At 62.7% G+C, this 26,232-nt stretch carries 26 protein-coding genes and 1 pseudogene; 8 read left to right on the top strand and 19 right to left on the bottom strand.

Going from position 1 to position 26,232, the window contains the following annotated elements; all coding sequences use genetic code 11:
• Positions 1–6: 6 nt before the first annotated feature.
• Complete coding sequence (locus ACF8FG_RS10495; RefSeq protein ID WP_070383396.1) at positions 7–1,671, top strand: ShlB/FhaC/HecB family hemolysin secretion/activation protein; 1,665 nt, start codon at positions 7–9, stop codon at positions 1,669–1,671.
• A 73-nt stretch (positions 1,672–1,744) separates the two neighbouring features.
• On the opposite strand, the gene ACF8FG_RS10500 is transcribed toward ACF8FG_RS10495, so the two are convergent.
• The 8 genes from ACF8FG_RS10500 to ACF8FG_RS10535 all read right to left on the bottom strand — a co-directional run bounded on the left by ACF8FG_RS10500 (position 1,745) and on the right by ACF8FG_RS10535 (position 7,998).
• A complete protein-coding gene (locus ACF8FG_RS10500; RefSeq protein ID WP_053868091.1) occupies positions 1,745–2,521 on the bottom strand; it encodes a response regulator transcription factor in 777 nt (258 codons plus the stop codon).
• 119 nt (positions 2,522–2,640) lie between these two features.
• Positions 2,641–3,111 carry a prepilin peptidase gene (locus ACF8FG_RS10505; protein ID WP_010951848.1) on the bottom strand — a complete coding sequence of 157 codons (471 nt, stop codon included), beginning with the start codon at positions 3,109–3,111 and terminating at the stop codon, positions 2,641–2,643.
• A gap of 305 nt (positions 3,112–3,416) precedes the next feature.
• The gene (locus ACF8FG_RS10510; RefSeq protein WP_010951849.1) at positions 3,417–3,986 is read right to left on the bottom strand and encodes a DUF4136 domain-containing protein; all 570 of its coding nucleotides are present in this window, start codon (positions 3,984–3,986) and stop codon (positions 3,417–3,419) included.
• Positions 3,987–4,005: 19 nt separating this feature from the next.
• A complete protein-coding gene (locus tag ACF8FG_RS10515) occupies positions 4,006–4,641 on the bottom strand; it encodes a DUF4136 domain-containing protein (RefSeq protein ID WP_014589558.1) in 636 nt (211 codons plus the stop codon).
• A 22-nt stretch (positions 4,642–4,663) separates the two neighbouring features.
• Positions 4,664–5,413, bottom strand: coding sequence for a methyltransferase domain-containing protein (locus tag ACF8FG_RS10520; protein WP_144179868.1), 750 nt, complete (start codon positions 5,411–5,413; stop codon positions 4,664–4,666).
• Positions 5,410–5,715, bottom strand: a complete 306-nt coding sequence (locus ACF8FG_RS10525) for a MazG-like family protein (protein WP_003255298.1) — start codon at positions 5,713–5,715, stop codon at positions 5,410–5,412. Before ACF8FG_RS10525 ends, ACF8FG_RS10520 begins: the two co-directional genes overlap by 4 nt.
• Positions 5,716–5,791: 76 nt before the next feature.
• A complete protein-coding gene (locus ACF8FG_RS10530) occupies positions 5,792–6,643 on the bottom strand; it encodes a MaoC/PaaZ C-terminal domain-containing protein (protein ID WP_041166834.1) in 852 nt (283 codons plus the stop codon).
• 2 nt (positions 6,644–6,645) lie between these two features.
• On the bottom strand, positions 6,646–7,998 hold the full coding sequence (locus tag ACF8FG_RS10535; protein WP_144179870.1) for a 3-oxoacyl-ACP reductase: 1,353 nt from the start codon (positions 7,996–7,998) through the stop codon (positions 6,646–6,648).
• A 117-nt stretch (positions 7,999–8,115) separates the two neighbouring features.
• Between ACF8FG_RS10535 and ACF8FG_RS10540 the strand changes: the two genes are divergently transcribed.
• Positions 8,116–9,393, top strand: a complete 1,278-nt coding sequence (locus ACF8FG_RS10540; protein ID WP_144179872.1) for an acetyl-CoA C-acetyltransferase — start codon at positions 8,116–8,118, stop codon at positions 9,391–9,393.
• Between the two features lie 89 nt (positions 9,394–9,482).
• The gene (locus tag ACF8FG_RS10545; protein WP_019438050.1) at positions 9,483–10,262 is read left to right on the top strand and encodes a helix-turn-helix transcriptional regulator; all 780 of its coding nucleotides are present in this window, start codon (positions 9,483–9,485) and stop codon (positions 10,260–10,262) included.
• 92 nt (positions 10,263–10,354) lie between these two features.
• On the opposite strand, the gene ACF8FG_RS10550 is transcribed toward ACF8FG_RS10545, so the two are convergent.
• From ACF8FG_RS10550 to ACF8FG_RS10570, 5 genes and pseudogenes are all read right to left on the bottom strand, one after another.
• Positions 10,355–11,122 (bottom strand): methyl-accepting chemotaxis protein, encoded by a 768-nt coding sequence (locus ACF8FG_RS10550; protein WP_370688781.1) that lies wholly within the window; start codon positions 11,120–11,122, stop codon positions 10,355–10,357.
• 90 nt (positions 11,123–11,212) lie between these two features.
• Positions 11,213–12,298 (bottom strand): annotated as a pseudogene (locus tag ACF8FG_RS10555) (cache domain-containing protein); the annotation flags it as partial.
• 167 nt (positions 12,299–12,465) lie between these two features.
• Positions 12,466–12,876, bottom strand: a complete 411-nt coding sequence (cueR, locus tag ACF8FG_RS10560; RefSeq protein WP_014589565.1) for a Cu(I)-responsive transcriptional regulator — start codon at positions 12,874–12,876, stop codon at positions 12,466–12,468.
• Positions 12,873–15,272 (bottom strand): heavy metal translocating P-type ATPase, encoded by a 2,400-nt coding sequence (locus tag ACF8FG_RS10565; protein ID WP_144179874.1) that lies wholly within the window; start codon positions 15,270–15,272, stop codon positions 12,873–12,875. The genes cueR and ACF8FG_RS10565 overlap by 4 nt, the downstream gene beginning before the upstream one ends.
• A 52-nt stretch (positions 15,273–15,324) precedes the next feature.
• Entirely contained in the window at positions 15,325–15,711 is a 387-nt protein-coding gene (locus ACF8FG_RS10570) for a hypothetical protein (RefSeq protein ID WP_014589567.1), read from the bottom strand.
• Between the two features lie 145 nt (positions 15,712–15,856).
• Here ACF8FG_RS10570 and ACF8FG_RS10575 point away from each other — a divergent pair, with 145 nt between their 5' ends.
• Positions 15,857–16,054, top strand: a complete 198-nt coding sequence (locus ACF8FG_RS10575; RefSeq protein WP_014589568.1) for a heavy-metal-associated domain-containing protein — start codon at positions 15,857–15,859, stop codon at positions 16,052–16,054.
• Positions 16,055–16,161: 107 nt separating this feature from the next.
• Positions 16,162–17,343, top strand: a complete 1,182-nt coding sequence (locus ACF8FG_RS10580) for a multidrug effflux MFS transporter (RefSeq protein ID WP_003255285.1) — start codon at positions 16,162–16,164, stop codon at positions 17,341–17,343.
• Here ACF8FG_RS10580 and ACF8FG_RS10585 read toward each other — a convergent pair.
• The gene (locus ACF8FG_RS10585) at positions 17,294–17,491 is read right to left on the bottom strand and encodes a hypothetical protein (RefSeq protein WP_076403763.1); all 198 of its coding nucleotides are present in this window, start codon (positions 17,489–17,491) and stop codon (positions 17,294–17,296) included. The genes ACF8FG_RS10580 and ACF8FG_RS10585 overlap by 50 nt on opposite strands.
• 489 nt (positions 17,492–17,980) lie before the next feature.
• Here ACF8FG_RS10585 and ACF8FG_RS10590 point away from each other — a divergent pair, with 489 nt between their 5' ends.
• The gene (locus ACF8FG_RS10590; RefSeq protein ID WP_019438054.1) at positions 17,981–18,694 is read left to right on the top strand and encodes a helix-turn-helix transcriptional regulator; all 714 of its coding nucleotides are present in this window, start codon (positions 17,981–17,983) and stop codon (positions 18,692–18,694) included.
• Between the two features lie 20 nt (positions 18,695–18,714).
• Here ACF8FG_RS10590 and ACF8FG_RS10595 read toward each other — a convergent pair whose 3' ends face one another.
• From ACF8FG_RS10595 to ACF8FG_RS10615, 5 genes are all read right to left on the bottom strand, one after another.
• Entirely contained in the window at positions 18,715–19,662 is a 948-nt protein-coding gene (locus tag ACF8FG_RS10595) for an adenosine deaminase (RefSeq protein WP_010951862.1), read from the bottom strand.
• 86 nt (positions 19,663–19,748) lie between these two features.
• Entirely contained in the window at positions 19,749–20,435 is a 687-nt protein-coding gene (locus ACF8FG_RS10600) for an SDR family oxidoreductase (protein WP_144179876.1), read from the bottom strand.
• Positions 20,436–20,802: 367 nt separating this feature from the next.
• Positions 20,803–21,387, bottom strand: a complete 585-nt coding sequence (locus tag ACF8FG_RS10605) for a YigZ family protein (RefSeq protein WP_014589572.1) — start codon at positions 21,385–21,387, stop codon at positions 20,803–20,805.
• A gap of 9 nt (positions 21,388–21,396) precedes the next feature.
• On the bottom strand, positions 21,397–22,059 hold the full coding sequence (locus ACF8FG_RS10610; protein ID WP_003255279.1) for a TetR/AcrR family transcriptional regulator: 663 nt from the start codon (positions 22,057–22,059) through the stop codon (positions 21,397–21,399).
• A gap of 90 nt (positions 22,060–22,149) precedes the next feature.
• The gene (locus tag ACF8FG_RS10615) at positions 22,150–23,070 is read right to left on the bottom strand and encodes a LysR family transcriptional regulator (protein WP_026031902.1); all 921 of its coding nucleotides are present in this window, start codon (positions 23,068–23,070) and stop codon (positions 22,150–22,152) included.
• Between the two features lie 115 nt (positions 23,071–23,185).
• Between ACF8FG_RS10615 and ACF8FG_RS10620 the strand changes: the two genes are divergently transcribed.
• Both ACF8FG_RS10620 and ACF8FG_RS10625 read left to right on the top strand, forming a co-directional pair.
• Positions 23,186–24,532 (top strand): aspartate aminotransferase family protein, encoded by a 1,347-nt coding sequence (locus ACF8FG_RS10620; RefSeq protein WP_014589574.1) that lies wholly within the window; start codon positions 23,186–23,188, stop codon positions 24,530–24,532.
• A gap of 69 nt (positions 24,533–24,601) precedes the next feature.
• The gene (locus ACF8FG_RS10625; protein ID WP_003255276.1) at positions 24,602–26,095 is read left to right on the top strand and encodes a CoA-acylating methylmalonate-semialdehyde dehydrogenase; all 1,494 of its coding nucleotides are present in this window, start codon (positions 24,602–24,604) and stop codon (positions 26,093–26,095) included.
• The last annotated feature ends 137 nt before the right edge of the window (positions 26,096–26,232 follow it).

Genomic DNA, 26,232 nt, shown 5'->3' on the forward strand with positions numbered 1-26,232 from the left:
TGCCCTATGCGTCCTCTGGTCGTGCCCCTGATGTTGCTGCTTTGGGCACTTGCTGCCCAAGCCGACCCGTTGCCGGGGTTTCTCGACAGCCATGAATACGAGCGGCGTCTGCCCAGCGCCAACCTGCCGATGACGGATTACTCCCCTGTGAGCCCCCATATACGGCTGGCCGGGGCGGCTATCGAAAACCCCGACTGGGCTCCGGCCAACACCCGGCTGGTACTGCATAAAGTGCGCTTCGAGGGCGGCACGGTGTTCCCCTTGGGCGACCTGCGCGAACACTATCAGCCACTGATCGGGCGCGAAACCACGTTGGGTGAATTGCAGCAATACACCCAGCGCCTGACCCAACGCTACCGGCAGGAGGGCTACTTGCTGTCGTATGCCTACCTGCCTCCTCAGGATGTGGCCGATGGCAGGGTCAACGTGGTGCTGGTCGAAGGTTACGTACGTGATTACCGCGTGGACGGCGATATTGGGCCGGCAAGCGAGTATTTGCAGCAGTTGCTGGCGCGCATTGAGGCCGAGCGCCCACTGACCCGCGAAACGCTGGAGCGCTATCTGGGCCTGGCTACGCGCATGCCAGGGGTCGTGATAGAGGCCGAACTGGCAGTGGCGCGGGCTGCTGATGGTGTCGCCCGGCTGACCGTGCATGCGCGGCGCACGCCGCTCAGCGCTGCTGTGACCGTGGCCGACTCCAGCCGTGATGCTGCACAGGCCCTGATCACCGTAGCCAGCAATGCCCAGACCCGCCATGGCGAACGCGTCACGGCCAGCTGGCTGCTGCCCCCTGGCAATGACCGGGTCTACTACCAGCGTCTCGATTACAGCCAGTACCTGGACGCCGCCGGTAGCCAACTGCTGCTGTCGGCGTCGCGCTACCGCAGCGAGCCCGGCACGCGCATACGTTTGGACGATGGCCGCGATATCACCCGCGAGCACGACAGTGAGCGCTATGCGATCGGCCTGCGTCAGCCGGTGGTTGTAAGGCCTAATGAGTGGCTGGCGGTGCAGGGCCACCTGTACTCGGTCAGTGAGCATGATGAAGACCGGATGGCCGAGCAGCCACCGTCTCGCAAGTACGACACCTATGTGCGGGCGCTGTCATTCGAAGGTGACTGGCGCAAGGTGGAGCAGGGGCGTTTGCGTATCGTCAGTGCCGGGGTCCATCAGGGGCTGGACTACCTGGGGGCACGCAGCGATGCTGACTACGATCTCGACTTCCTGCGCTTGCGGCTTTCCGGTTTGCAGAGCGACACCCTGTTGGAAAACTGGCAGGGGGTGGTGTCCGGGGTGTTTTACTGGAGTGACGATCGCTTGCCCGACAGCGAGCGAGCGGGGTTTGGCGGGCAGAATTTCGGGCGCGGTTACCCGCGCGATCAGGCGGACGGTGACAAGGGTTGGGGTGTGGCCTACGAGCTCAACTACAGCGTGCGCAGTAGCTGGCTTGCGCGGGTTCAGCCCTATGCGGTGGTGGATACCGCTCAGGCCTGGCACAACCGGGGACCGGTGGAGGACGCCCATCTGGCTTCGGTGGCGCTGGGTGTGCGGTTAGGGGGTGGGCATATGTTCAATGTGGCGCTGGAGGTGGCCAAGCCGTTGGCGGATGTGGCGCTGGATAGCCTGGACCGTCGGCCTCGGCTGTCGTTGAACCTGGCGATCCAGTTGTAGCAGGCAACTATGGGCTTGCAGGAGCAGCCTCTCGCAGCGCTAGGCCGCTCCAGAATGATGTGCCGAGCCTTCCTCAATGGGTCGTGAACCGCTGGTGCACGGGCGACGAGCTGGGGGTCAGCGCCAGAGCCAGCTGGGTGCGGTTGTGCATATGCGTCAAACGCAATACCTGAGACACATAGAGCTTCACGGTGTTTTCGGTAATGCCCAGTTCACAGGCGATCTGGTAATTGGTCTTGCCCTTGCTAACCAGTCGCGCCACTTCCAGCTGGCGTGGTGACAGCTTCTCGAACGCTGGTGGCAGCTCGCTTTCGCTTTCTTCTGCATCACTGGCACGCCGGTGGGTGCCTTGGCCACGGGCTTTTTCCAGGTCCTGATACAGTTCGTCCACCGACTCGGCCAGTTCCTGCAAGCGCTGGTTCAACCCACCCAGATCACGAAGATTGCGCTGGCGCTCCAGCAAGGCCTCTTCCTGCCGGCGGACGCCTGCCAGCAGTTCATCGAGGTCCATCGGCTTCTGGTAGTAATCGGCAAAACCTTCGCGTAGCGCGCGGATCAAGTCCTGTTTCTCGGCACGCCCAGTCAGCATGATGGCTTCGAACATGCGCTTGTTGCCATTGATCTCCTTCAAGGCGCGCACCAGCTCGACGCCATCCCGTTCGGGCATGTGCAGGTCACAGATGAGCAGGCCGATGCTAGGGTCTGCCACATAGTGCTCGATCGCTTCGTCGGTCGAGAGGGCTGTTACGCAGGTATAGCCCTTGGTTTCGAGGAATTCACTCAGTTGTTCGACAATGACCGGTTGGTCATCAACCACCAACACCTTTACATCACTCACTGGTCTGGACACAATCAACTCCCTGTTCTTGTACGGCCCTGCTCCCGTGCCAGACGCTCTGGCAGCTTAAAAATAGTCGCACTCAGCGAATATGTACAAGGCGTGTACAGGTTATCGGACCACTGGAAGGCTTACTGGATCCATACGGCCGTTAGAAGAAAACCTGATAACACATAGGGGACGAATGCCTGCTTGTCGCCCATTTCTTCGGTCAGGGCCTGCAAACGCTTCTTTACCTTGGGGTTGAGCAGAGTCCACAGGCGGCGGCGGGTCAGTAGCCAGACCAGTACAGTGACACCCGCGCCAATGAAGGTGCCGAGCACATATTGCGGGCTGGTGGCCAGGGCCAGGGCGCCCATCAGCTTGACGTCGTCGGCGCCGAAGCGGCCGAGCATGTAGCCTGGCAGGGTCAGCAGCATGACGATGGCCAGCGCCCAACCGGCCTCGCTGGCTTCGGCGCCTATCCAGCTGTGACCGGTGCTGAACAGCCAGGCCAGGGCGCAGCCAGCCGCCCCCAGGGTCAGCACGTTGGAGATCTGGCGTTGACGCACATCCTGTTCGGAGCACAAGGCAAGCCACAGCAGGAGAACAATGCTTTGCATTGGCAGGTCGCCTTTCCCAAATGTTGAACACTTCTACCCGGTCAGTCAGGTTTCCTTAAAAGAAGATAGACGGGAACGTGCGGGGGAGTGCGGTTGGCATCGGAAAAAAGGCGTGCGTGGAATGGATTTTGTCGTAGCTGACACAGGCCAGGCCGGTGACGCAGTCGTACTCGGAATCGCCATCTATGTAGGCGTGGGTTCACCCGCGAACATCCGCGAAGCCGGTGCCATGCACCGGGCCAATTGCTTCGCGGATAAACCCGCTCCCGCCGGGCCACGGTGCATGCAAAAGCCGCGTTCCAACGCTATTTTTTGCTGCCCGGTGGGTAGTTGCCCAGCACCTTGGCCACGGTGTTGCGGATTGCGCTGTTACGTTCTTCCGGGCTTGGCGGGTAGTTGTTCATGATCTGCTCGGCACTGCCGCGCCATACCAGCTTGCCGTCACGCCCATCGAACATGTCGACCTGGATGGTGGCGACCTTGTAGTCGACACTGCGGGTTTCGTTGTACATCGGGCCACCCCAGTAGCCGCCCCAGTAGCCACCCCAGCCACCGCCGTAGTTGGTGGTGATCTGTTGTTGGCGCTGCTCCACGATCAGGTATGTGCGTACTGTCAGGTCGGGCCGCGCTCCGCCTTGTACCGGGCGCAGGCCGCGCTGGTCGAGTTGGTCTGCTACCGCCTGGCGAATGCGCTGCTCGGTGAGGTCGCTCTTGATCCGTGGGTCATCCGGGCGGTACTGCAGGCCTGGCTCCTGCCATGCCCAGCTACGGTAGGCGGCAAAATCGCGGCTGGCATCGAAATCCTGCTGGACGTTGTTGCTCGAGCAGGCAGCGAGCAACAACGCGAATGACAGTAGAACGAGACGGCGCAACATGATGGTTCTCCGTTAGCTATTAACTGGGAGGATAGCCGCTGAGCGCCTTGTGCACAGAGTCGCGCAAGGCACTTTCGCGTTCGCGGGGCGAGTCCTTGTTGCTGCTGCTCTCGGCGCTGGCGCTCCAGACCGGCTGGCCGCTGCGGGCGTCGTACAGGTCGATGCGCACCACCAGGACTTCGACCTCGTAGGTACGCACGATGGGCACGCTGGCATAGCCTCCATAACCGTGGCGGTAGCCGCCATAGCCGACCCCCCCATAGGGATACGGCCCGTAGTAGGGGTCGTAGGTGTCGTAGTCACGTACTTGGCGCAAGCGTTTTTCCAGGCGCATATCGGCGCTCACCAGCAAGTCGCCAGGGCCTGCGCGAGAGGGGCGCAGGCCATGCTGGTCGAGCGCACCGCTGACGGCATCGGCCAGTTGCGCCGGGTCGGCATCGACAGCGCCGCTGGGCAACTGGCCGTTGCGCCAGCTCCAGCTGCGGTAGTGCCCATAATCACGAGCGGGCGCAGGGTAAGCACTGGCGTCGAAGGTGGTGGCCGCCTGGGCGGGGGCCGGTGGTAACGGGCGGCTGCTGGCCACATACGGGTTGCTGCCCTGGCAGCCAGCCAGGGCAATGGGCAGCAGGGCCAGGCACAACAGACGGTACGGCATGTGTTCCTCCCGGCGCGGCGGATTAGCGGGGGCGGCAGACCCAGTGCAGGTAGCGGCCAAGCCCGGCGAAGGTGGGGTGGCGGCGGTGGGCCAGTTCCATTTCCAACAGGTCGAGCAGCTCGGCCTTGCCCTGGAATTCCTTGGGCATGTAGTCGTGAAACACCCGCACGCCGCTTTCGCTTTCAACCAGCCACATAGGCTCAAGTTGCGCCTTGAGTTCGCGTGGATCAAGCGGTTTCTGAGGGGTCAGGCTCTGCTTTTCACCTTCCAGCCGGTTGCTGCGCAACTTGCGGAAATGGCCCTTGAGCAGGTTGCGATAGACCAGGGCGTCGCGGTTGTAGAAGGCCAGCGATAACCAGCCGTCGGGGGTCGTGAGCTGGTGCAGCACCGGCAGGATGCTCTCGGGGTCGGCCAGCCATTCGAGCACGGCGTGGCAGAGCACCAGGTCGTAGCGCTCGGTCAGCTGGCCGAGCAGGTCTTGCCAGGGCGCCTGGATGAAGGTCGCGGTCTGACCGGCTTCGGCAAAGCGTGCCTTGGCGCCGTCGAGCATGGGCGCCGCAGGTTCGGCCAGGGTCAGCTGGTGGCCGCGCTCGGCCAGCCACAAGGCCATGTGGCCCAACCCGGCGCCGATGTCGAGGATGCGTAGCGGGCGGTCGGGTAGCGCTTCGGCCAGGTCGGCCTGCAGCACGGCCAGGCGGATCGCACCCTTGGCGCCGCCATAGATCTTTTCGGCAAAGCGGGTGGCCAGTTCATCGAAATGACGGTCGTTCATCGGGCGAAGCGCCTCTCGCTGTCGGCCAGCTTGGCACGCACCACCTGGTCCATGTCCAGACCCAGTTCGCTGCACAGCAGCAATAGATAGAGCACCACGTCACCGATTTCCTGGCCGGCGTGGGCCAGTTTGTCGGCAGGCAGCTGGCGCGATTCGTCCTCGCTCAGCCACTGGAAGATTTCTACCAGTTCGGCCATTTCGACGCTGGCGGCCATGGCCAGGTTCTTCGGGCTGTGGAAGCCGCGCCAGTCATTGGTATCGCGGATCTGATGCAGGCGTTGGGTGAGTTCTTGCAGGTTCATCGGGGTCTCCTATTGCTGCATAGCTTCTGCCCAGGCCCGATGCAAAGCAAGCGTATACCGCCAGGACAGGCCCGGCCTACAGGCACTCCCAACGGCCGACCATATGCAGCACGTCCCCGTGCCCGTCCAGGCGCAGTTGGCCCGAAGGGCCCGCTTCACTGGCACTGAGCACCACCTCTGAAGGCAACCTGACCGGCTTGCGGAAGTCCACCTCAAACGCATAGCCACTGTGCGGCAAGTGCCCGCGCAGCGCGGCCAAGGCCATGGCCTTGGTCCACATGCCATGGGCAATGGCCGTGGGAAAGCCGAACAACCGCGCACTGACGGCACTGAGATGGATAGGGTTGTAATCCCCGCACACCTTGGCATAACGCCGGCCGATATCACTGTCGGCGTACCAGCGGGTGGCCTCGGGCAACGGACCAGGCTCAGGGTCGGCGGGCTCACTTGCCTCGCCTTCCAGGGCCAAGCCACGCACCAACATGCGGCTGGTCTCGCGCCAGAGCAGGCCGATGCCATCTTCAGCCTCGGTGACCAGGTCGAAGGTGCCCCCTTTGGCATGGCGCTGCAGGTTGTGCGCGTACACCGCAAAGCGCAGCCCTTCGACAGCACCAAGCGGGCGCAGCACTTCGATGCGGTTGTGCAGGTGTACCAGACCAAGCAGCGGGAAGGGGAATTCATCGGCCGTCATCAGCTGCAATTGCAGGGCAAACGCCATCACATGTGGATAGGTCCCCGGCAGGCGGCCATCATCGGGAAAGTGGCAAAGCCTTCGATAGGCCCCCAGATTGCCCGGCTGGACCCGAATGAAACAGCGCAGGCCATCGTCCGGCAGCCGGTCGCCGCTGATGGAACGTTTGCTGGCTGCGCGCAGGTACAGGCTGGCGCGGGCGGCCGGGTTGTGCAGGTCGTGCCATTGTCGGCTCATGTTCAAGCCCCCATCAGTGCTTGGCCGCACACCCGCAGCACCTGGCCGTTGACCGACCCGGACCCTGGCTGGCTGAGCCACGCAATGGCTTCGGCGACATCCTGCGGGCGCCCACCCTGGCCCAGCGAACTCAAGCGCCGGCCCGCCTCGCGCAGGCCCATGGGCATGGCTGCAGTCATGTGGGTTTCGATGAAACCGGGGGCGATGGCGTTGATGCTGCCACCGCGCTCGGCGAGCCGTGGCGCCCAGGCCTGGGCCAGGCCGATCAGCCCGGCCTTGCTCGCGGCATAGTTGGCCTGCCCGCGGTTGCCGGCAATGCCGCTGACCGAGGCCAGCAGGGTGATGCGCGCGCTTTCCCCCAGCGCGCCGTTGTCATACAACGCCTGGGTGAGCACTTGCGGTGCCTTGAGGTTCACGGCCAGCACGGCGTCCCAGTATTCCGGCGTCATGTTGGCCAGCGTCTTGTCGCGGGTGATACCGGCGTTGTGCACCACGATATCGATGCCGTCGGGCAAGGCCGCGAGCAGTTGGGTTGCTGCATCGCTAGCGCATATATCCAGTGGCAGTGCCTTGCCGCCGAGGCGTGCAGCAAGGGCGTCGAGGTCCTGGCTGGCCTGCGGTACATCCAGCAGCAGCACATCGGCGCCGTCCCGCGCCAGGGTTTCCGCAATGGCGGCGCCGATGCCCCGCGCAGCCCCTGTGACCAGCGCGCGGCGGCCACCGAGTGGGCGGGTCCAGTCCTCCACCTGGCTGGTGCAGGCTTGCAGGCGCAGTACCTGGCCAGAGATGAAGGCACTCTTTGGCGAGAGGAAGAAGCGCAGGGCGCCTTCCAGCTGATCTTCGGCACCGGGGGCGACATACAGAAGCTGGGCAGTGGCGCCATTGCGCAGTTCCTTGGCCAGTGAGCGGCTGAAGCCCTCAAGGGCACGCTGTGCAACGCTGGCCAGTGGGTCGTCGAGGCCTTCCGGTGCACGGCCCAGTACCAGTACATGGGCGCATGGGGCCAGACTGCGTAGCAGCGGCTGGAAAAATTCACGCAACTGCTTCAGTGCATCGCTGTCGGACAAGTGACTGGCGTCGAATACCACGGCCTTGATTTTTGGCCCCAGGCCGGCCACCCAGGCTTCAGCCTGCAGGTTGTCGGCATTGAAGCTGTATACCTCGTCAGTGAGGCGCGGGGCGATGGCTTCGATCTGCTTCGCCAGTGGCCCGCCACCCAGTACCAGGGCACCTTCCACCGGCCGCAGGCGGCCAGCCTGCCAGCGCTCCAGTGGCGCCGGGTGTGGCAGGCCAAGGGCATCCACGAGGCGGCGGCCGAGATTGGAGTTGGCAAAACCGAGGTAGCGATCGCTCATGAGGGGTCTCCCGAAAGGCAAGCTTGAAAGTGTGGACCAACTTTGCGGCAGGGTCGTTCGAATGCGGTAAAAACACCTAGGCTGTACCGAACAAATTGTTTCAGGAGGAACACGCGCATGCGTTCAACTCGCCGGGTCGCGATTCTGGGCGGCAACCGGATCCCTTTCGCCCGCTCCAATGGCGCCTACGCTACGGCCAGCAACCAGGCGATGCTCACGGCCGCGCTTGAAGGCTTGATCGAACGCTATCGCCTGCACGGGCTGCGGTTGGGCGAGGTGGTGGCCGGTGCGGTGCTCAAGCACTCGCGCAACATGAACCTGACCCGCGAGTGCGTGTTGGGTTCGCGCCTGTCACCGCAGACCCCGGCCTATGACATCCAGCAGGCCTGCGGTACCGGGCTGGAGGCTGCGCTGCTGGTGGCCAACAAGATTGCCCTGGGGCAGATCGACTGCGGTATCGCTGGCGGTGTCGACAGCACCTCCGATGCGCCGATCGCCGTCAACGAAGGCTTGCGCCATATATTGCTGCAGGCCAACCGTGGTAAAAGCCTTGGCGAGCGGTTCAAGCCTTTCCTCAAGCTACGGCCTCACCACCTGAAACCCGAGCTACCACGCAATAGCGAGCCGCGTACGGGGTTGTCGATGGGCGAGCATTGCGAGCGCATGGCCCACACCTGGCGCGTTGCCCGCGCCGAGCAGGACGAATTGGCGGTGCTTAGCCACCAGAAGCTGGCCGCAGCCTATGCCGAGGGTTGGCAGGACGACCTGTTGACGCCGTTTCTTTCGCTGACACGGGACAACAACCTGCGCCCCGACCTTAGCCTTGAGCAGTTGGCCAGACTCAAACCAGCCTTTGACCGCAGCGGGCAGGGCACGTTGACGGCCGGTAATTCCACGCCGTTGACCGATGGTGCTTCGCTGGTGCTGTTAAGCAGTGAGGCGTGGGCGCAGCAGCAGGGGTTGCAGGTGCTTGCCTATCTGGTCGATGGCGAAACCGCTGCGGTGGATTTTGTCACGGGGCGCGAAGGGTTGTTGATGGCGCCGGTGTATGCCGTGCCGCGCTTGCTGGCACGCAATGGCCTGACGCTGCAGGACTTTGACTATTACGAAATCCACGAAGCCTTTGCTGCCCAGGTGCTGTGCACGCTCAAGGCCTGGGAGGATGCCGATTACTGCCGTGAGCGGTTGGGCCTGGAGGCGCCGCTTGGCGCCATCGACCGCAGCAAACTCAACGTCAAGGGCAGTTCGCTGGCGGCCGGGCACCCGTTTGCGGCAACCGGTGGGCGGATATTGGCCAGCCTGGCCAAACTGCTGGCGACGGCGGGTAAGGGGCGCGGGCTGATTTCGATCTGTGCGGCAGGCGGGCAAGGGGTGACCGTTATCGTCGAGCGCTGAAGCACCTCCAGGGTAACTGCAGACGCGGCGTGTGCCTCGATCATGATCCAGCTGTTAGGCTTGTCTGGTCAGAACTAAAAGAAAATACCATGCCGATGATCGGACACCCCCGCGCTATCCCCGCGCTGGAACACCTGCCCAGACCTCTCTACGCCCGTGCCGAAAGCCTTGGCGCCGGTTCGTGGACCACTCGTCACCAGCACGACTGGGTGCAGTTCTCGTACGCCATCAGCGGTGTCCTTGGCGTGTACACACGCGACGGCAGTTACTTTGCCCCACCGCAGTGGGGGGTATGGATCCCTGCCGATGCCGAGCATGAAGTGATCACCTCGATGCAAGCCGAGATGCGCAGCCTGTATGTGCGCCGCGATGCCTGCCCATGGGCGCCGGAACAATGCCGAGTGCTGGAAGTCACGCCGCTGGCGCGCGAGCTGATCAAGCAGTTCTGCCTGTTCCCGGCAGATTACCCAGAGGGTGACAGCGCCGAGGCGCGTCTGGTAGCGGTGCTGCTCGATCAGTTGCGCACCTTGCCGGAAGTCGGGTTCTCGCTGCCTTTGCCCCGCCATCCTGGTTTGCTGGCGCTATGCAATGGCTTGATCGCTGCACCGGACAAGCCGCAGACCTTACAGCAATGGGCGCGGGAGCTGGGGTGTTCGGAGAAGACGCTGATGCGGCTGTTTCAGCGGGAGACGGGGTTGAGCTTTCGTAATTGGCGCCAGCGCATGCGGCTGTTGTCGTCGCTGGCGTTGCTGGAGGCGGGGGAGAATGTGACCGAGGCGGCGCTGGGGTGTGGGTATGACTCCACGTCGGCCTACATTGCGGCGTTCAAGCAGCTGTTTGGCGCAACACCGGGGGAGTTGAAGCTTTAATTCAGGGTTACTTGTGCCGGCCTCTTCGCGGGTAAACCCGCTCCTACAGGGGGCGCGTTACCACCCGCGAAAGGGCCGGCACAGGCCACACTTCAGGTGCGGAACCTGCGCACCAGCGTATCCAGCTCATTGGACAACCCGGCCAGGCTCTCGGAGTCCTGGCGCGCCGCCTGGGCCAGCTCGGCCACCAACTGCGCATCCCCGTGAATCTGGCTGATGTGCCGGTTGATGTCCTCAGCCACCTGATGCTGTTCTTCGGCTGCCGTGGCGATCTGGGTGTTCATGTCACGGATCACGTCCACCGACTCACGGATCTGCCCGAAGCTGTCGCGGGCAAGACCAATGCGGCTGACCGACTGCTGCGACACTTCCAGGCTGGCGTGCATCTGCTCGGCCACTTCGGCGGTACGGCTGGCCAGGTTGCCCAGCAAACCGTCGATTTCGGCGGTGGAGTCGGCAGTACGCTTGGCCAGCGCCCGCACTTCGTCGGCAACCACGGCAAAGCCGCGGCCCTGCTCACCGGCACGGGCCGCTTCGATGGCAGCGTTCAGGGCTAGCAGGTTGGTTTGTTCGGCAATCGAACGGATGGTGCCGAGGATCGACTGAATGGCGTTGCTGTCACGCTCCAGCTGTTGAATCGACTGGGCCGATTGCTCGATTTCGTGGCTCAGGCGATCAACGCTGTGTACTGCTGCATCGATCTGTTGCTGCCCTTCGCGGGCCTGCTGCTGGCCGCTGTCGGCCGACTGCGCCGCCTGGCTGCAAGACCGTGCCACTTCATTGGCGGTGGCGACCATTTCGTGGAAAGCGGTGGAAACCATGTCCACGGCTTCGCGCTGGCGGCCGGCCGCCTCGGCCATGTCGCTGGAGACGCGGGTCGAGCTGCTGGAAGTGCTGAGGATCTTGCTGGCAGCCGTGCCGATGTGCTGGATCAGGCTGCGAATGGCACCGAGGAACTGGTTGAACCAGCTGGCCAGTTGCGCGGTTTCGTCGCGGCCGCGGATTTCCAGGTTGCGGGTCAGGTCACCCTCACCTTGGGCAATGTCTTCCAGGCCATTGGTAACACTGTTGATCGGGCGCACGATCAGTTTGGCGAAGGTCGCACCGACTACCGCGAACAGCGCGGCCAACACCACAGCGACGATGCCGATCAGCCAGGTCAGCCGGGTGGTGGTCTGCATCACTTCGCTTTGTTCGATCAGGCCGATGAAGGTCCAGCCCAGTTGCTGGTCGGGGTAGACGTTGGCCATGTAGTGCACGCCATTGAGTTCGACCTCGACCAGGCCTTTGCCGGCTTTGGCCAGCTTGGCATAACCGTCGCCAAAGCTTCCCAGCTGCTTGAAGTTGTGGGCGGCGTCGCGCGGGTCGACCATCACGTTGCCGTTGCTTTCCACCAGCATCAAGTAGCCGCTTTCGCCCAGTTTGATCTGCTTGACGATCTCGGTCAGGCCCTTGAGCGACACGTCGATGTTGACCACGCCGCCGGGGTTGCCCAGCTGGTTGGCCACGGTGCGCACGGTGCTGACCAGCACCGCATCGTCGGCGGCCCAGTAGTAGGCGCCGGTACGCAGTGTCTTGCCAGGGTTGGCCATGGCAAGTTGGTACCAGGGGCGCGTGCGTGGGTCATAATTGACAAACTTCTGGCCGGCCGGCCAGCCGGTGTAGCCGCCGTCATTCACCCCGTAGGACAGGTAGGCGTAGGCGGGATGTGAGTTGGCCAGGCGAGTCATGAAGTCGAGAATTTTGCTGGCCTGCTCGCCCAGTTCGTAGGACGGGGTTGCGCTCATGTACTTGTTCAGCTCGCTGCCCGTGGCGGCAACCATTGGCTGGGAAGCCATGTACTCGACGTTCTGGTTGATCCCCTGGAAGAAGATGTTCATCGCGTTGCTGACCTGGCGGATTTCCCGGCTGCTGCTGTCGAGGAATCCGTCGCGGGCTTCGCCGCGCAGGTTGATGACCACCAGGGTGGCTACGAGAACGATGGGCAAGCCGGCGATGACCGCGAATGCCCAGGTCAGTTTCTGTTTGATGCTCATCGACGCTCCCGGAATTGTTATTTTCGACACACGAGGCAGGTAGCAACTACATCGGCAGCATCCGGGTTTTATGAAGCCAAAACGCCCGTATTTATTGGATAAAGTCGTGGTTGGTGACTATTCGGTCGTGTTTGGACATTTATGGCATGCCAAAGGCGTGTGGCAGCTCAGTGACAGCAGCTGCCCCCAGCGCCATTGGCCAGGTCTTTGAGGATCGGGCAGTCCGGGCGGTCGTCACCCTGGCAGTGCGAAACCAGCTCGCCGAGGGTGTCGCGCAGGCTCACCAGCTCCTCGATGCGCCGGTTCAGTTCATCGATGTGGTGCATGGCCAGCGCCTTCACATCGGCGCTGGCACGTTGACGGTCCTGCCACAAGGTCAGCAACTTGCCGACCTCTTCGAGGGAAAAGCCCAGGTCGCGGGAGCGTTTGATGAAGGCCAGGTTGTGCAAGTCTTGCGCCTGGTACAGGCGGTAGCCGCTGTCGCTGCGAGTGGCGGGTTTGAGCAGGCCGATGGATTCGTAGTAACGGATCATCTTGGTGCTGAGCCCGCTGCGGCGGGCGGCCTGGCCGATATTCATGGCGCCTCCTGGGTGCTGCTGGTGGGTTTCCACGTTTTAAGCCACAGTGCATTGCTGACGACGCTGACACTGGACAGGGCCATGGCGGCACCTGCCAGTACCGGGTTGAGGTAACCCAGCGCGGCGAGCGGAATGCCGATCAGGTTGTAGATGAAGGCCCAGAACAGGTTCTGGCGGATCTTCGCGTAGGTCTTGCGGCTGATTTCCAGCGCGGCGGGCACCAGGCGCGGGTCGCCACGCATCAGGGTGATGCCGGCGGCCTGCATGGCCACGTCGGTACCGCCACCCATGGCAATGCCGATGTCGGCCGCGGCCAACGCCGGGGCATCGTTGATGCCATCGCCAACCATGGCGACCACCCCATCCTGCTTGAGCGCGGCCACGGTCGCGGCCTTGTCGGCCGGTAGCACTTCGGCGTGCACATCGTCTATACCCAGTGCCTCGGCAACCACGTTGGCGCTGCCACGGTTGTCACCGGTCAGCAGGTGGCTGCTGATGTGTTGGGCGTGCAGGGTTTCGATGGCCTGCGCGGCGCCAGGCTTGAGGCTGTCACCAAAGGCGAACAGGCCCACCACTCTCGGTTGCGCGCTGCGCTCGATCAGCCACGACAGTGTGCGCCCTTCAGCTTCCCAGGCCTGGGCCTGGGCGGCCAACTCGCCGGGTTGCAGACCGCTTTCGTCAAGCAGTCGGCGGTTGCCCAGCGCCAGTTCACGGCCTTCAACGCGACCGGCAATGCCGCGCCCGGTCAGCGACTGGCTGTCCGCAACGCTTGGCACGTCCAGCCCTTGCTCTGCACAGGCCACCAGCACCGCCTTGGCCAGCGGGTGTTCACTCCCACGCTGCAGGGCGCCGGCCAGGCGGTGCAGGTTGGCGCTGTTGCCGTCCAGCGCCTGGCTGTGAACCACCCGCGGGCTGCCGGAGGTGAGGGTGCCGGTTTTGTCGAACACTACGCGGTTGACCGCATGAGCACGCTCCAGAGCTTCGGCATCCTTGATCAGGATGCCGTGGCGGGCGGCGACCCCAGTACCGGCCATGATCGCGGCGGGCGTGGCCAGGCCGAGGGCGCAGGGGCAGGCGATGACCAGCACGGCGACGGCGTTGATCAGCGCGGTTTCCAGCGGTACCCCAGCCAGCCACCAGCCGATCAAGGTGATCAGGGCCAGTAACAGCACGGCCGGGACGAACACCTGGCTGACACGGTCGACCAGCTTCTGGATCGGCGCTTTGGCGGCCTGGGCGTCTTCCACCAGGCGGATGATGCGCGCCAGCACGGTCTCGGTGCCCAGCGCCCGGGTACGCACCAGCAGCCGGCCTTCACCATTGATGGCGCCACCGGTGACGCTGTCGCCGGGTTGTTTGGGCACTGGCAGGCTCTCGCCGCTGATCAGGGCCTCATCGGCATGGCTGCTGCCGTCTTCGACCACGCCGTCGACCGGGAAGCGTTCGCCGGGCTTGACCAGTACCAGGTCGCCCAAGCGCAACTGGGCGATGGCCACGTCCTCTTCCACGCCGTCGACCACGCGCAGGGCGCGTTCCGGGCGCAGGGCTTCTAGGGCTCGGATGGCACTGGCGGTCTGGCGTTTGGCGCGGCTTTCCAGGTACTTGCCCAGCAATACCAGGGCAATCACCACGGCTGAGGCTTCGAAGTACAGGTGCGGGGCCATGCCGGCAGGAGCCTGTGCCCATTGGTACAGGCTCAGGCCATAACCAGCGCTGGTGCCCAAGGCCACCAGCAGGTCCATGTTGCCGGCGCCGGCGCGCACAGCCTTCCAGGCTGCAATGTAGAAGCGGGCACCGAGAATGAACTGTACGGGTGTGGCCAGCAGGAACTGCGCCCAGGCGGGTAGCATCCAGTGCAAGCCGAACGGTTGTACCAGCATGGGTAATACCAGCGGCAGGGCCAACAGCAAGGCTGCACCGACTGCCAGGCGCTCGTTGCGCAGGCGGCGCTGGACAGTGCTTTGGTCGTCCTTGGTCGATTGCGGCAGGCTGGCGCTGTAGCCTGCCTTTTGCACAGCGTCGATCAGCAGATTGTCATCAAGGGCCGCAAGCACTTCGAGGTGCGCGCGTTCGCTGGCCAAGTTGACGCTGACCCGCTCGACCCCGGCCAATTTGCCTAGGGCGCGCTCTACTCGGCCGACGCAACTGGCGCAGGTCATGCCGCCTATCTGCAGTTCGAGGGTGCGGGTTGGTACCCCATAACCGGCCTCGCGCACGGCTTCGACCAAGGCTGGCAGGCTGGCAGGCGGGGCCAGAACCCGAGCTTTTTCAGTGGTAAGGTTTACGCTGACCTGTTCAGCGCCTGTGACCTTGCGCAGAGCGCGCTCGACCCGGCCAGCACAGCTGGCGCAGGTCATGCCGGAGATCGGCAGGTCGTATGTGGTGGATGCGGGCATGGCTCTCCTCCTTGGACAGGCCTCCAGCATCAACCTTGCCACGCAGGCAAGGTCAATAGCCCAGGTCGGCTCGTTTCAACTCCAGCCCATATTGCCCCATGGCGATGCGGTATTTGTTGATCTGGCCCGCCTGCAGATTCAAACGCGTGCTGCGCTGGTCCTCTATACCTGCAGCGCAACCCGGCATTTGCCCAGGCAGCAGGCGCAGGCGCACATCCACCGGGCCAGGCGGCAGGTTGAACGAGGTGGACTGCTCCTGGAAAACGCGCCCGGCAAGCTGGTCATTGAGGTACACGCCGATTTCGCAACTGGTGGCCACTTCCAGGCGCTCCCGGGAAATGATCAGTACGCTGTAGGCCGAGTTGCCCTCGGCGAAAGCCGGTGGCACCACAGCCAGTGCGCCCAAGAGCCCGACGACGCCCAATGCTGCCCTGAACATGAAAAATCTCCTGCTTGCCTGATCGTCAAAAGCGCAGCTTGGCCGACGCGGGCGCTGATTTCCACCCCGGGTTTTGCAGGCAGTGCTTGACCTTACCCTGATGGCAAGCTTGAGACTTGTGAAAAACCTGAAGGAGGTAACCCCCATGCAAGTGTTCAATGTACAAGGCATGACCTGCGGCCATTGCGTGAAAGCCGTGACCCGGGCGGTGCAGGAGCAGGATGCGGCAGCCAGGGTGGAAGTTGATCTGGCAGGCAAACAGGTGCGTGTGCAGAGCGAGTTGGCGCAGGAGCAGATTCTCACTGCGATTCGCGATGAGGGGTATCAGGCCGAACTCGCCTGAAGACCTGATTGCTCCCACCGGGGGTAACAGTGTTGCAAATCTTTTCACATTGACAGGGTCCACAGCAGGTAGAATCAGCCACTTGCTTAGCCTGCTATGGATTCCTGATGAACCTGCGAATGGTGCTCATCCTGGGCGCACTCAGTGCGTTCGGGCCCTTGGCGATCGACTTTTACCTGCCAGCCTTCCCGGCCATGGCGCAAGCGTTCGCCACCGATGAAAAACACGTCCAGGCCACGTTGGCCGCCTACTTCCTGGGCCTGTCTATCGGGCAGTTGGCCTATGGGCCGGTTGCCGACCGCTTTGGCCGACGCAAACCGCTGATGTTCGGCGTTACGCTGTTCACCTTGGCATCACTGGCCTGTGCCTACGCCCCCAACCTCGACACCTTGGTGGTGGCGCGTTTCATCCAGGCACTGGGTGGTTGTGCCGGCATGGTGCTTTCGCGGGCCATCGTCAGCGACAAGTGCGACCCGGTAGCTTCAGCCAAAGTGTTTTCGCAGCTGATGCTGGTCATGGGCTTGGCGCCGATCCTGGCACCGATGCTGGGTGGGGTGCTGGTGAACCTGGCCGGCTGGCAGTCGATCTTCCTTGCTCTGAGCCTGTTCAGCGCCGGCTGCCTGCTGGCAGTAAGCCTGGGCCTGCCGGAAAGCCTGCCTGAGCATATACCCCGCCAGCCGCTATCTGGCGCCTTGCGCCAGTACCTGCGGCTGCTGGCTGACCGGGTTTTTCTCGGCCATGCCCTGACCGGCGGTATCGCCATTGCCGGCATGTTTGCCTATATCGCCGGTTCACCTTTCGTGTTTATCAAACTGTATGGCGTGCCCGCTGAGCACTACGGCTGGCTGTTCGGCACCAACGCCGCAGGTTTTATTCTGGTGGCGCAGGTGAACGCCCGCCTTCTGGCCAAACGCGGGCCGGCCTTCCTGCTGGGCCGTGCGGTATGGCTGTATCTGGTTGCGGGCCTGGTGCTGCTGGGCGTGGCGGCGTTGCGCCCTGCGCAACTGTGGCCGCTACTGGTGCCGCTGTTCATCTGTATCGCCAGCCTTGGTTGCATCATTCCCAATGCTTCGGCCTGCGCCATGAGTGGACAGGGCGCGCGTGCCGGCAGCGCCTCGGCACTGATGGGCTGTGTGCAGTTCAGCGTAGCTGCGGGTGCTGCGGCGCTGGTCGGGCTGCTGCATGACGGCAGTGCGGTGCCAATGGCAATCGTGATCAGCCTGTGCGGGGCGCTGGTGGTCAGTGTCGCGCTGTTGACCCGACGTCTGCAGGCCAAGGCTCCCGCATGAGGGGGTGAGGTGCCTGCAGCCTGGTTTCCAGCGTGGCGACGAAGGCGCGCGCCTCAGCCTCGCTGCGGAAACTGACCACATGCTGATCGAGCTGGACTTGCCAGGGGCAGGCGGGGTTTCGGCTCGACGCACTTACGATAATTTTCATCGCGGCATACCTCCAGGAAGGGGAGCCGCTCAAGTGTAGCGCTGGCCCGCCGGCCTGCCATGACACGGCTTCAGCGTCCTGACTGACGGTAAGTGTGTGCATTCTCCTGGCGGTGTTTCCTACTTTGGGCGCAATGCCTGCAAACCCGCAGAACCTTCGCTTTGTTTCGCGCTATTTGTGGAAGGTTGCTGTGGGCCACATCTGAAATGGCTGCAAGTTTGTTTTCATCAAGATGTTTCAGCTCGTTGGTGTGGGCGTACCGGTGCCTTGGTTGACTTGGTTCCGGGGCGTTTTCGAAGCCGCTTCGTTGCTTGCCATGGGTAGGCATACCCAGTGGTTTTTCGTCATGAGTACGACGGCTCCTGGTCGTCTGACCGGCGTTTTTCTGCGGCTTATACTGGCGAGCCAGGCCAGTGCCAGCGAGAGGCGCTTCCCTGGCAGGGTTGGCCATCGCATCCCCACCGTGAACTTGCAGGGAGTTACAAGGACATGAACGCAGCCAGCAGTATCAGCCAAATTGCCAGCCTGATGGCCGACCCCAAGCGCAGTGCCATGTTATGGGCATTGATCGATGGCACACCACGGTTGGCCAATGAGCTCGCGATAATGACTGGCCTGACTTCATCGTCAGCCTGCGCACACCTTTCGCTGCTGTCGTCGGCCGGTTTGCTCAGGCATGAAGCCAGGGGCCGCAAACGTTACTTCTGCTTGGCTACCCCGCAGGTCGGAGCAGCGGTAGAGGCCTTGGCCAGCGTACAGCTGGAAAGCGCCAGGGGAGAGCGTGCCGAAGCGCCGGTATCGTCGCTGCCCCTGTCAATGCGCCGGGCGCGCCGTTGTGGCGATCACCTGGGTGGGGAGTTGGCCAGTGAGTTGTACCATCGCATGGTGGTGGCTGGCTGGTTGGAAGGCAGCGGACGGCACTTGAGGGTCAGTGACGAGGGGCGGGCGCAGTTGGCCTTGGTCGGGGTGTACATCGATGCCCTGGCGCCACACCAGCAACGAGGTTGCGTGATCTGCCGCTGCACCGAATGGAATGACCAGGGCCCGCATCTGGGGGGCGTACTGGGCCAGGCCTTGTTCAGGTTGTTCCTTCAATCTGGCTGGATGCGCGAGTTGGAGGACTCGCGGGCTTTGCATATTTCGGCGCTGGGTATCCAGCAGATCAATCGCATAGCCCGCGTGGCGACGTTGCAGGTCGGTTGAGCGCAACGTCGTCATGCTACTCAAACCAGCCGTGCGTCCAGGCTGTTCTGCGCCAGGCGACGTGCCTGGTCTTCGGTCATGCCCAAGTGGGTGTGCAGGGCATGGAAGTTCTCCGTGACGTAGCCACCGAAGTAGGCCGGGTCGTCCGAGTTGACCGTGACTTTCACACCACGCTCGAGCATGTCGAGGATGTTGTGTTGGCTCATGTGGTCGAACACGCAGAGCTTGGTGTTGGACAGCGGGCACACCGTGAGCGGGATCTGCTCGTCGATGATGCGCTGCATCAGGCGCTCGTCCTCGATGGCGCGCACGCCATGGTCGATACGTTTGATCTTCAGCAGGTCGAGGGCTTCCCAGATGTACTCAGGCGGGCCTTCTTCGCCAGCATGGGCAACGGCGACGAAGCCTTCGCTACGGGCGCGGTCGAACACCCGCTGGAACTTGCTGGGTGGGTGGCCCATCTCCGAGCTGTCCAGGCCTACGGCAATGAACGCATCGCGGAACGGCAATGCCTGATCGAGGGTCTTTTGCGCTTCATCCTCGCTGAGGTGGCGCAGGAAGCTGAGGATCAGGCCGCTGCTGATGCCCAGTTGCTCGCGGCCATCCTTGAGCGCCTGGCTGATGCCGTTGAGCACCACTTCGAAAGCAATGCCGCGGTCGGTGTGGGTCTGCGGGTCGAAGAAGGGTTCGGTGTGGATCACGTTCTGGGCCTTGCAGCGTTGCAGGTAGGCCCAGGTCAGGTCGTAGAAGTCCTGCTCGGTGCGCAGCACGTCGGCGCCCTGGTAATACAGGTCGAGGAACTCCTGCAGGTTGTTGAAGGCATAGGCACCGCGCAACGTCTCCACATCGGCCCAGGGCAAGGCGATCTTGTTGCGCTCGGCCAGGGCGAACAGCAACTCGGGCTCCAGCGAGCCTTCCAGGTGCAGGTGCAGTTCGGCCTTGGGCAGGGCGTTCAACCAGTCATACATAGTGGTTCATCTCAATCAGGTACGGTTGCGGCCATTCTACAGGGGCCGGCCGGGCAATGCGCCCAGCCGGGCTGCGACCTGGTGAATCACCAGACCAAGGGCTCGCCCTTGTAGTTGATGAAGCGCAGGCCGCCCTTGCCGCTTTGAGCCTTGATCTGTTCGATCATGCCGCGGGTGCTGGTGAGCACATCGATATCGGCGTTTTCGCCACCCATGTCGGTTTTCACCCAGCCCGGGTGCATGGCCAGCACGCACAGGTCCGGGCGCTGCTGCTCAACAAAGAAGCTGTTGATCATCGAGTTCAGTGCCGCCTTGCTGGCCTTGTACAGGCAGATTTCGCCACCGTCGGGGATGGTGACGCTTCCCAGGATCGAGCTCATGAAGGCCAGCACACCACTGCCTTCGCGTATTTGACCCACCAAGCGGCGAGCCACGCGTATCGGCGCCACGGCGTTGGTCATGAACAGATCGCCAATGTCGCTGTTGTGTACTGCCTCCAGGTCTTGCGGCAGGGGGCCCATGACCCCGGCGTTGACGAATATCAGGTCGAACACCTGGCCTTGCAGGCGTTGCTGCAGGCTATCGAGCTGAACGGTGTCGTTCATTTCCAGCTGCTCGATGCGCACGCCGGGCACGTTCGCCAGGTCGCCGGGCTGCTGCGGGTTACGGACGGTGGCAGTGATGTGCCAGCCGTCTTCGTGCAGGCGTTGTACCAAGCCCAGGCCAAGCCCGCGCGAGGCGCCGATGATGAGGGCAGTTCTTGAATTAGCCATAGGAACATTCCTTTATCGGTGTAGGAGAAAGGAATTGAGCATACGCCACGGCGAATACGCGTGCCTGGTTTGCATCTGGTTAAAAAATGTTCAGTTTTGTCTGGGCCTTGCGGGGCCGGGCGCTTCGCCCGTTGACGCACGGGTTATCCACAAGCTGGTCCACAGTTATTGTGTGCAAGGTGAGCAAGGGGGGGCGGCTTGGATGGGCGGTTCGCTGGGGATAAGTCGCGCACTTTCAGCAGTTTACGACTGTCATCAAATAGTGATCAAAATATGATCAAAGCTCTGGGGGCCTCGAAATCACTAGCCTGCAAGAGAGTGCCCCAAGCTTATCCACAGGCGGGCCCACAGTTGTTGTGGGCAATGTTCAGTGTGCTTCGAGCAAAATACGCCCGCGGCTCAGGTCCGCCAATTGCTGTTGCAATGGCGCCAGGTGGGCGTCACCGAGGGCAATCACCAAGTCCACACCATTGGCGGTGAACTGTTCATCCAGGACCAGGCCGTCAACCTCGGCCAGACGCAGCTTCACCAGCGCCAGCTCGCTGAAACTGCAACTGCAGCTGAAATGGCTGCGCTGCACCAGTAGGCGTTTGGGCGCCTGTTGCAGGCACTTGTTGGCGCCGCCGCCATAGGCCCTGGCTAGGCCGCCGGTACCCAGCTGGATGCCGCCGTACCAACGGATAACCAGCACCACCACCTGGTCGCAGTCCTGCGCCTCGATGGCCGCCAGGATCGGCCGCCCTGCGGTGCCGCCGGGTTCGCCGTCGTCACTGCTGCGATACTGCGCGCCGAGTTTCCAGGCCCAGCAGTTGTGGGTAGCGGCCATATCGCTGTGACGTTCGATGAAACTCATCGCTTCGGCGGCGCTGCTGATCGGCCCGGCGAGGGTGATGAAGCGGCTTTTGCGGATTTCCTCGCGGTATTCGCAGAGGTCGAGCAGGGTAGAAGGCATAAAGAACGGTCAGGCAGCCGGCTTGATGCCGCAGCCCTTCAGAATGATGTGGATAAGGTTGTTGCTCGCGTCTTCCATGTCCTGCTTGGTCAGGCGGCTGCGGCCAGTCACCTGGCAAATCTGGGTGGCGAAGTCAGCGTAGTGCTGGGTGCTGCCCCAGAGCAGGAAGATCAGGTGTACGGGGTCGACCGGGTCCATCTTGCCTGCTTCGATCCAGGCTTGGAATACCGCAGCACGGCCGCGGAACCATTCGCGGTAATCGGCACTGAAGTATTCGGTCAGGCAGGTGCCACCGCTGATCACTTCCATGGCGAAAATGCGCGAAGCTTGCGGGTTGCGCCGGGAGAACTCCATCTTGGTGCGGATGTACTGGCTCAGAGCTTCACCGGGGTCGTCATCGACGCTCAAGGCGTTGAAGGTGCTGTCCCACAACTCGATGATGTTGCTGAGCACGGCGATGTACAGGCCCAGCTTGTTGGTGAAGTAGTAATGCAGGTTAGCCTTGGGCAACCCCGCCTTGAGGGCGATAGTGTTCATGCTGGTGCCCTTGAAACCATGGCGGGCGAATTCATCTTCGGCGGCCTGGATAATGGCCTGTTCGTTCTTCTGGCGGATACGGCCCGCGGGCTTGCCCGAGGCGGAGAGGCGATGCGCAGGGACTTCTAGGGTCATGGACGATTCCGTACGGGGCAGTGGCTGCGGCTGTGGGACAAGATTACCTGCCTGTGCCGAAGTGACAAGCGTTTGCGGCACAGACTGGCATCAACGTGTCGCAGCCAGGCTTTCGAGGAAGCTTTCCAACACCAGGTTGGGACGTCGGCCCTTGCGGGTAACCCAGCTCAGGCTCAGGTCATAAAAACGCTCCTTGGGCTTGAGCGCACGCAAACGGCCTTGCTGCACCCAGAACATGGCGTAGTGGTCGGGCAGGTAGCCGATATAGCGCCCGGTAAGGATGAGAAACGCCATGCCCTCGCGGTCAGAAGCACTGGCTGTGCAATTCAGTGCCTGGTAGTGCGCCTGGATGTCGGTCGGCAGGCGGAAGGTGGGGGTGATGGCTTCCTGGCTGTTGAGGCGCTCGTCGTCTATCTGCTGGTCGTCGGCGTAGAACAGCGGATGGCCAACCGCGCAGTACAGCAGCGAGCGTTCGCTGTACAACGGTTGGTACTCAAGCCCCGATAGGGGGCTGGTCTGTGGTACGACGCCAACGTGCAGGCTGCCGTCGAGCACGCCGTGCTCGACCTGGCTGGGGGCGATCATGCGGATCTGGATGCGCACATCAGGGCCCCGATCCTTGAGTTCCGCCAGGGCGTGGGTGATACGCATGTGTGGCAACGTCACCAGGTTGTCGGTCAGGCCGATGTTCAGCTCGCCGCGCAAATGCTGGTGCAGGCCGTTGACCTCGGTGCGGAAGCTTTCCAGCGCACTGAGCAGTTGCAGGGCTGAATGGTAGACCTCACGGCCTTCCTCCGTCAGCGAGAAACCAGCGCGACCGCGCTGACACAGGCGCAGGCCGAGGCGTTGTTCAAGGTCGTTCATCTGCTGGCTAATGGCCGAGCGACCAATGCCCAGTACGTTTTCGGCAGCGGAGAAGCCACCGCACTCGACGACGCTGCGATAGATCTTCAGCAGGCGGATGTCGAAATCGCTAACTTGGGCGAGTGGATCGGGTCTTCGGCTCATCAGTTTAGTCTCGGCCTGCCTGAAGGTTAGAAATGTAGGCTTTTTCAGACTCTATCGCCGTGCCAATTTAGCTGCAACAACATCCATCGTTGCCTAATCGTCTTCCGAGGAACCGCCGATGAACATGCCCGAAACCGCCCCCGCGGGTATCGCCAGCCAGCTCAAGCTGGACGCCCACTGGATGCCCTACACCGCCAACCGCAACTTCCAGCGCGACCCACGCCTGATCGTGGCGGCCGAAGGCAACTACCTGGTCGATGACCACGGGCGCAAGATCTTCGATGCCCTGTCTGGCCTGTGGACCTGTGGCGCAGGGCACACTCGCAAGGAAATCGCTGACGCGGTAACCCGCCAACTGAGTACGCTGGACTACTCCCCAGCGTTCCAGTTCGGCCACCCGCTGTCGTTCCAGCTGGCGGAAAAGATCGCCGAGCTGGTGCCGGGCAATCTGAATCACGTCTTCTATACCAACTCCGGTTCCGAGTGCGCCGATACCGCACTGAAGATGGTGCGTGCCTATTGGCGCCTGAAAGGCCAGGCAACCAAGACCAAGATCATCGGCCGTGCCCGTGGTTACCATGGCGTGAACATCGCCGGTACCAGCCTGGGTGGCGTCAACGGTAACCGGAAGATGTTTGGTCAGCTGCTGGACGTCGACCACCTGCCTCACACCGTGTTGCCAGTGAACGCCTTCTCCAAAGGCATGCCGGAAGAGGGCGGTATCGCGCTGGCTGACGAAATGCTCAAGCTGATCGAGCTGCACGATGCCTCCAACATCGCAGCAGTCATCGTCGAGCCGCTGGCCGGTTCGGCCGGCGTGCTGCCGCCGCCGAAGGGTTACCTGAAGCGTCTGCGTGAAATCTGCACCCAGCACAACATTCTGCTGATCTTCGACGAAGTGATCACAGGCTTCGGCCGCATGGGCGCGATGACCGGCTCGGAAGCCTTCGGCGTTACCCCGGACCTGATGTGCATCGCCAAGCAGGTGACCAACGGCGCCATCCCGATGGGCGCAGTGATTGCCAGCAGCGAGATCTACCAGACCTTCATGAACCAGCCGACCCCGGAATACGCCGTGGAATTCCCACACGGCTATACCTACTCGGCGCACCCGGTAGCCTGTGCCGCCGGTCTCGCCGCGCTGGACCTGCTGCAGAAGGAAAACCTGGTGCAGTCCGCGGCTGAACTGGCGCCGCATTTCGAGAAGCTGCTGCACGGCGTGAAGGGCACCAAGAATATCGTCGATATCCGTAACTACGGCCTGGCCGGCGCCATCCAGATCGCCGCCCGTGACGGTGATGCCATCGTTCGCCCATACGAAGCGGCCATGAAGCTGTGGAAAGCTGGTTTCTATGTTCGCTTTGGTGGCGACACCCTGCAGTTCGGCCCAACCTTCAATACCAAGCCGCAGGAACTGGACCGCCTGTTCGATGCGGTAGGCGAAACCCTGAACCTGATCGACTGATCTTTCCGATTTTGATGCCAGGCGCCCGTAGCGTGCGCCTGGCTCTCCTTTGTTTATCTGGAGTTTTGCATGAGCATTGTTCAGCACCTGATTCACGGCGAACTGGTTACCAAGGGTGAGCGCACCGCCGATGTCTTCAATCCGTCCACTGGGCAGGCCGTTCGCAAGGTCGAACTGGCCAGCCGCGCAACCGTGCAGGAAGCGATCGACTCGGCCAAGGCAGCCTTCCCGGCCTGGCGCAACACCCCTCCGGCCAAGCGCGCCCAGGTGATGTTCCGCTTCAAGCAACTGCTGGAGCAGAACGAAGCCAAGATTTCGCAGATGATCAGCGAAGAGCACGGCAAGACCCTGGAAGACGCCGCCGGCGAACTGAAGCGTGGTATCGAGAACGTCGAGTTCGCGTGTGCGGCCCCAGAAGTGCTGAAGGGCGAGTACAGCCGCAACGTCGGTCCGAACATCGACGCCTGGTCCGACTTCCAGCCGCTGGGCGTGGTTGCCGGTATCACCCCATTCAACTTCCCGGCCATGGTGCCGCTGTGGATGTACCCGCTGGCCATCGCCTGCGGCAACGCATTCATCCTCAAGCCTTCCGAGCGTGACCCGAGCTCGACCCTGTACATTGCCCAGTTGCTGCTGGAAGCCGGCCTGCCGAAGGGCATTCTCAACGTCGTGCACGGTGACAAGGAAGCGGTGGATGCGCTGATCGAAGCGCCGGAAGTCAAAGCACTGAGCTTCGTGGGCTCGACCCCGATCGCCGAGTACATCTATGCCGAAGGCACCAAGCGTGGCAAACGTGTACAAGCCCTGGGGGGCGCGAAGAACCACGCAGTGCTGATGCCGGATGCCGACCTGGACAACGCAGTCAGTGCACTGATGGGCGCGGCTTACGGTTCGTGTGGCGAGCGTTGCATGGCCATTTCGGTAGCCGTGTGCGTGGGCGACCAAGTGGCCGACGCCCTGATTGCCAAGCTCGAGCCACAGATCAAGGCGCTGAAGATTGGTGCCGGCACCTCGTGCGGCCTGGACATGGGGCCACTGGTGACTGCGGCAGCGCGTGACAAGGTCGTGGGTTACATCGATGACGGTGTTGCTGCTGGCGCCAAGCTGGTGGTGGATGGGCGTGGCTTCCGTGTGGCCGGTAATGAAGATGGCTACTTTGTAGGTGGCACCCTGTTCGACAAGGTGACCCCGGAGATGCGCATCTATAAAGAGGAGATCTTTGGCCCGGTGCTGTGCGTGGTCCGGGTGAATAGCCTGGAGCAGGCCATGCAGCTGATCAACGATCACGAGTATGGCAACGGCACCTGCATCTTTACCCGTGACGGTGAAGCGGCCCGTCTGTTCTGCGACGAGATCGAAGTGGGTATGGTGGGTGTGAACGTACCGCTGCCGGTGCCGGTGGCCTACCACAGCTTTGGTGGCTGGAAGCGCTCGCTGTTTGGTGACCTGCATGCCTATGGCCCGGATGGTGTGCGTTTCTATACCCGTCGCAAGGCCATTACCCAGCGTTGGCCGCAGCGGGCCAGCCATGAAGCGTCGCAGTTCGCATTCCCTAGCCTGTAGGGGAAGTAGATGAAGCGGGGAGGCCGTCAGGCCTCCCCGCTTTGTTTTTGGGGGGTGGTTTTTGCTGTTGTAGGGGGAGGTGTGGTGGGTATGTCTTGAGGTGGTTTTGGCGGTGAGATGTGTCTGCCATAACCCCT

This window comes from Pseudomonas sp. YQ_6 (assembly GCF_043103245.1).
GTDB lineage: Bacteria > Pseudomonadota > Gammaproteobacteria > Pseudomonadales > Pseudomonadaceae > Aquipseudomonas > Aquipseudomonas alloputida.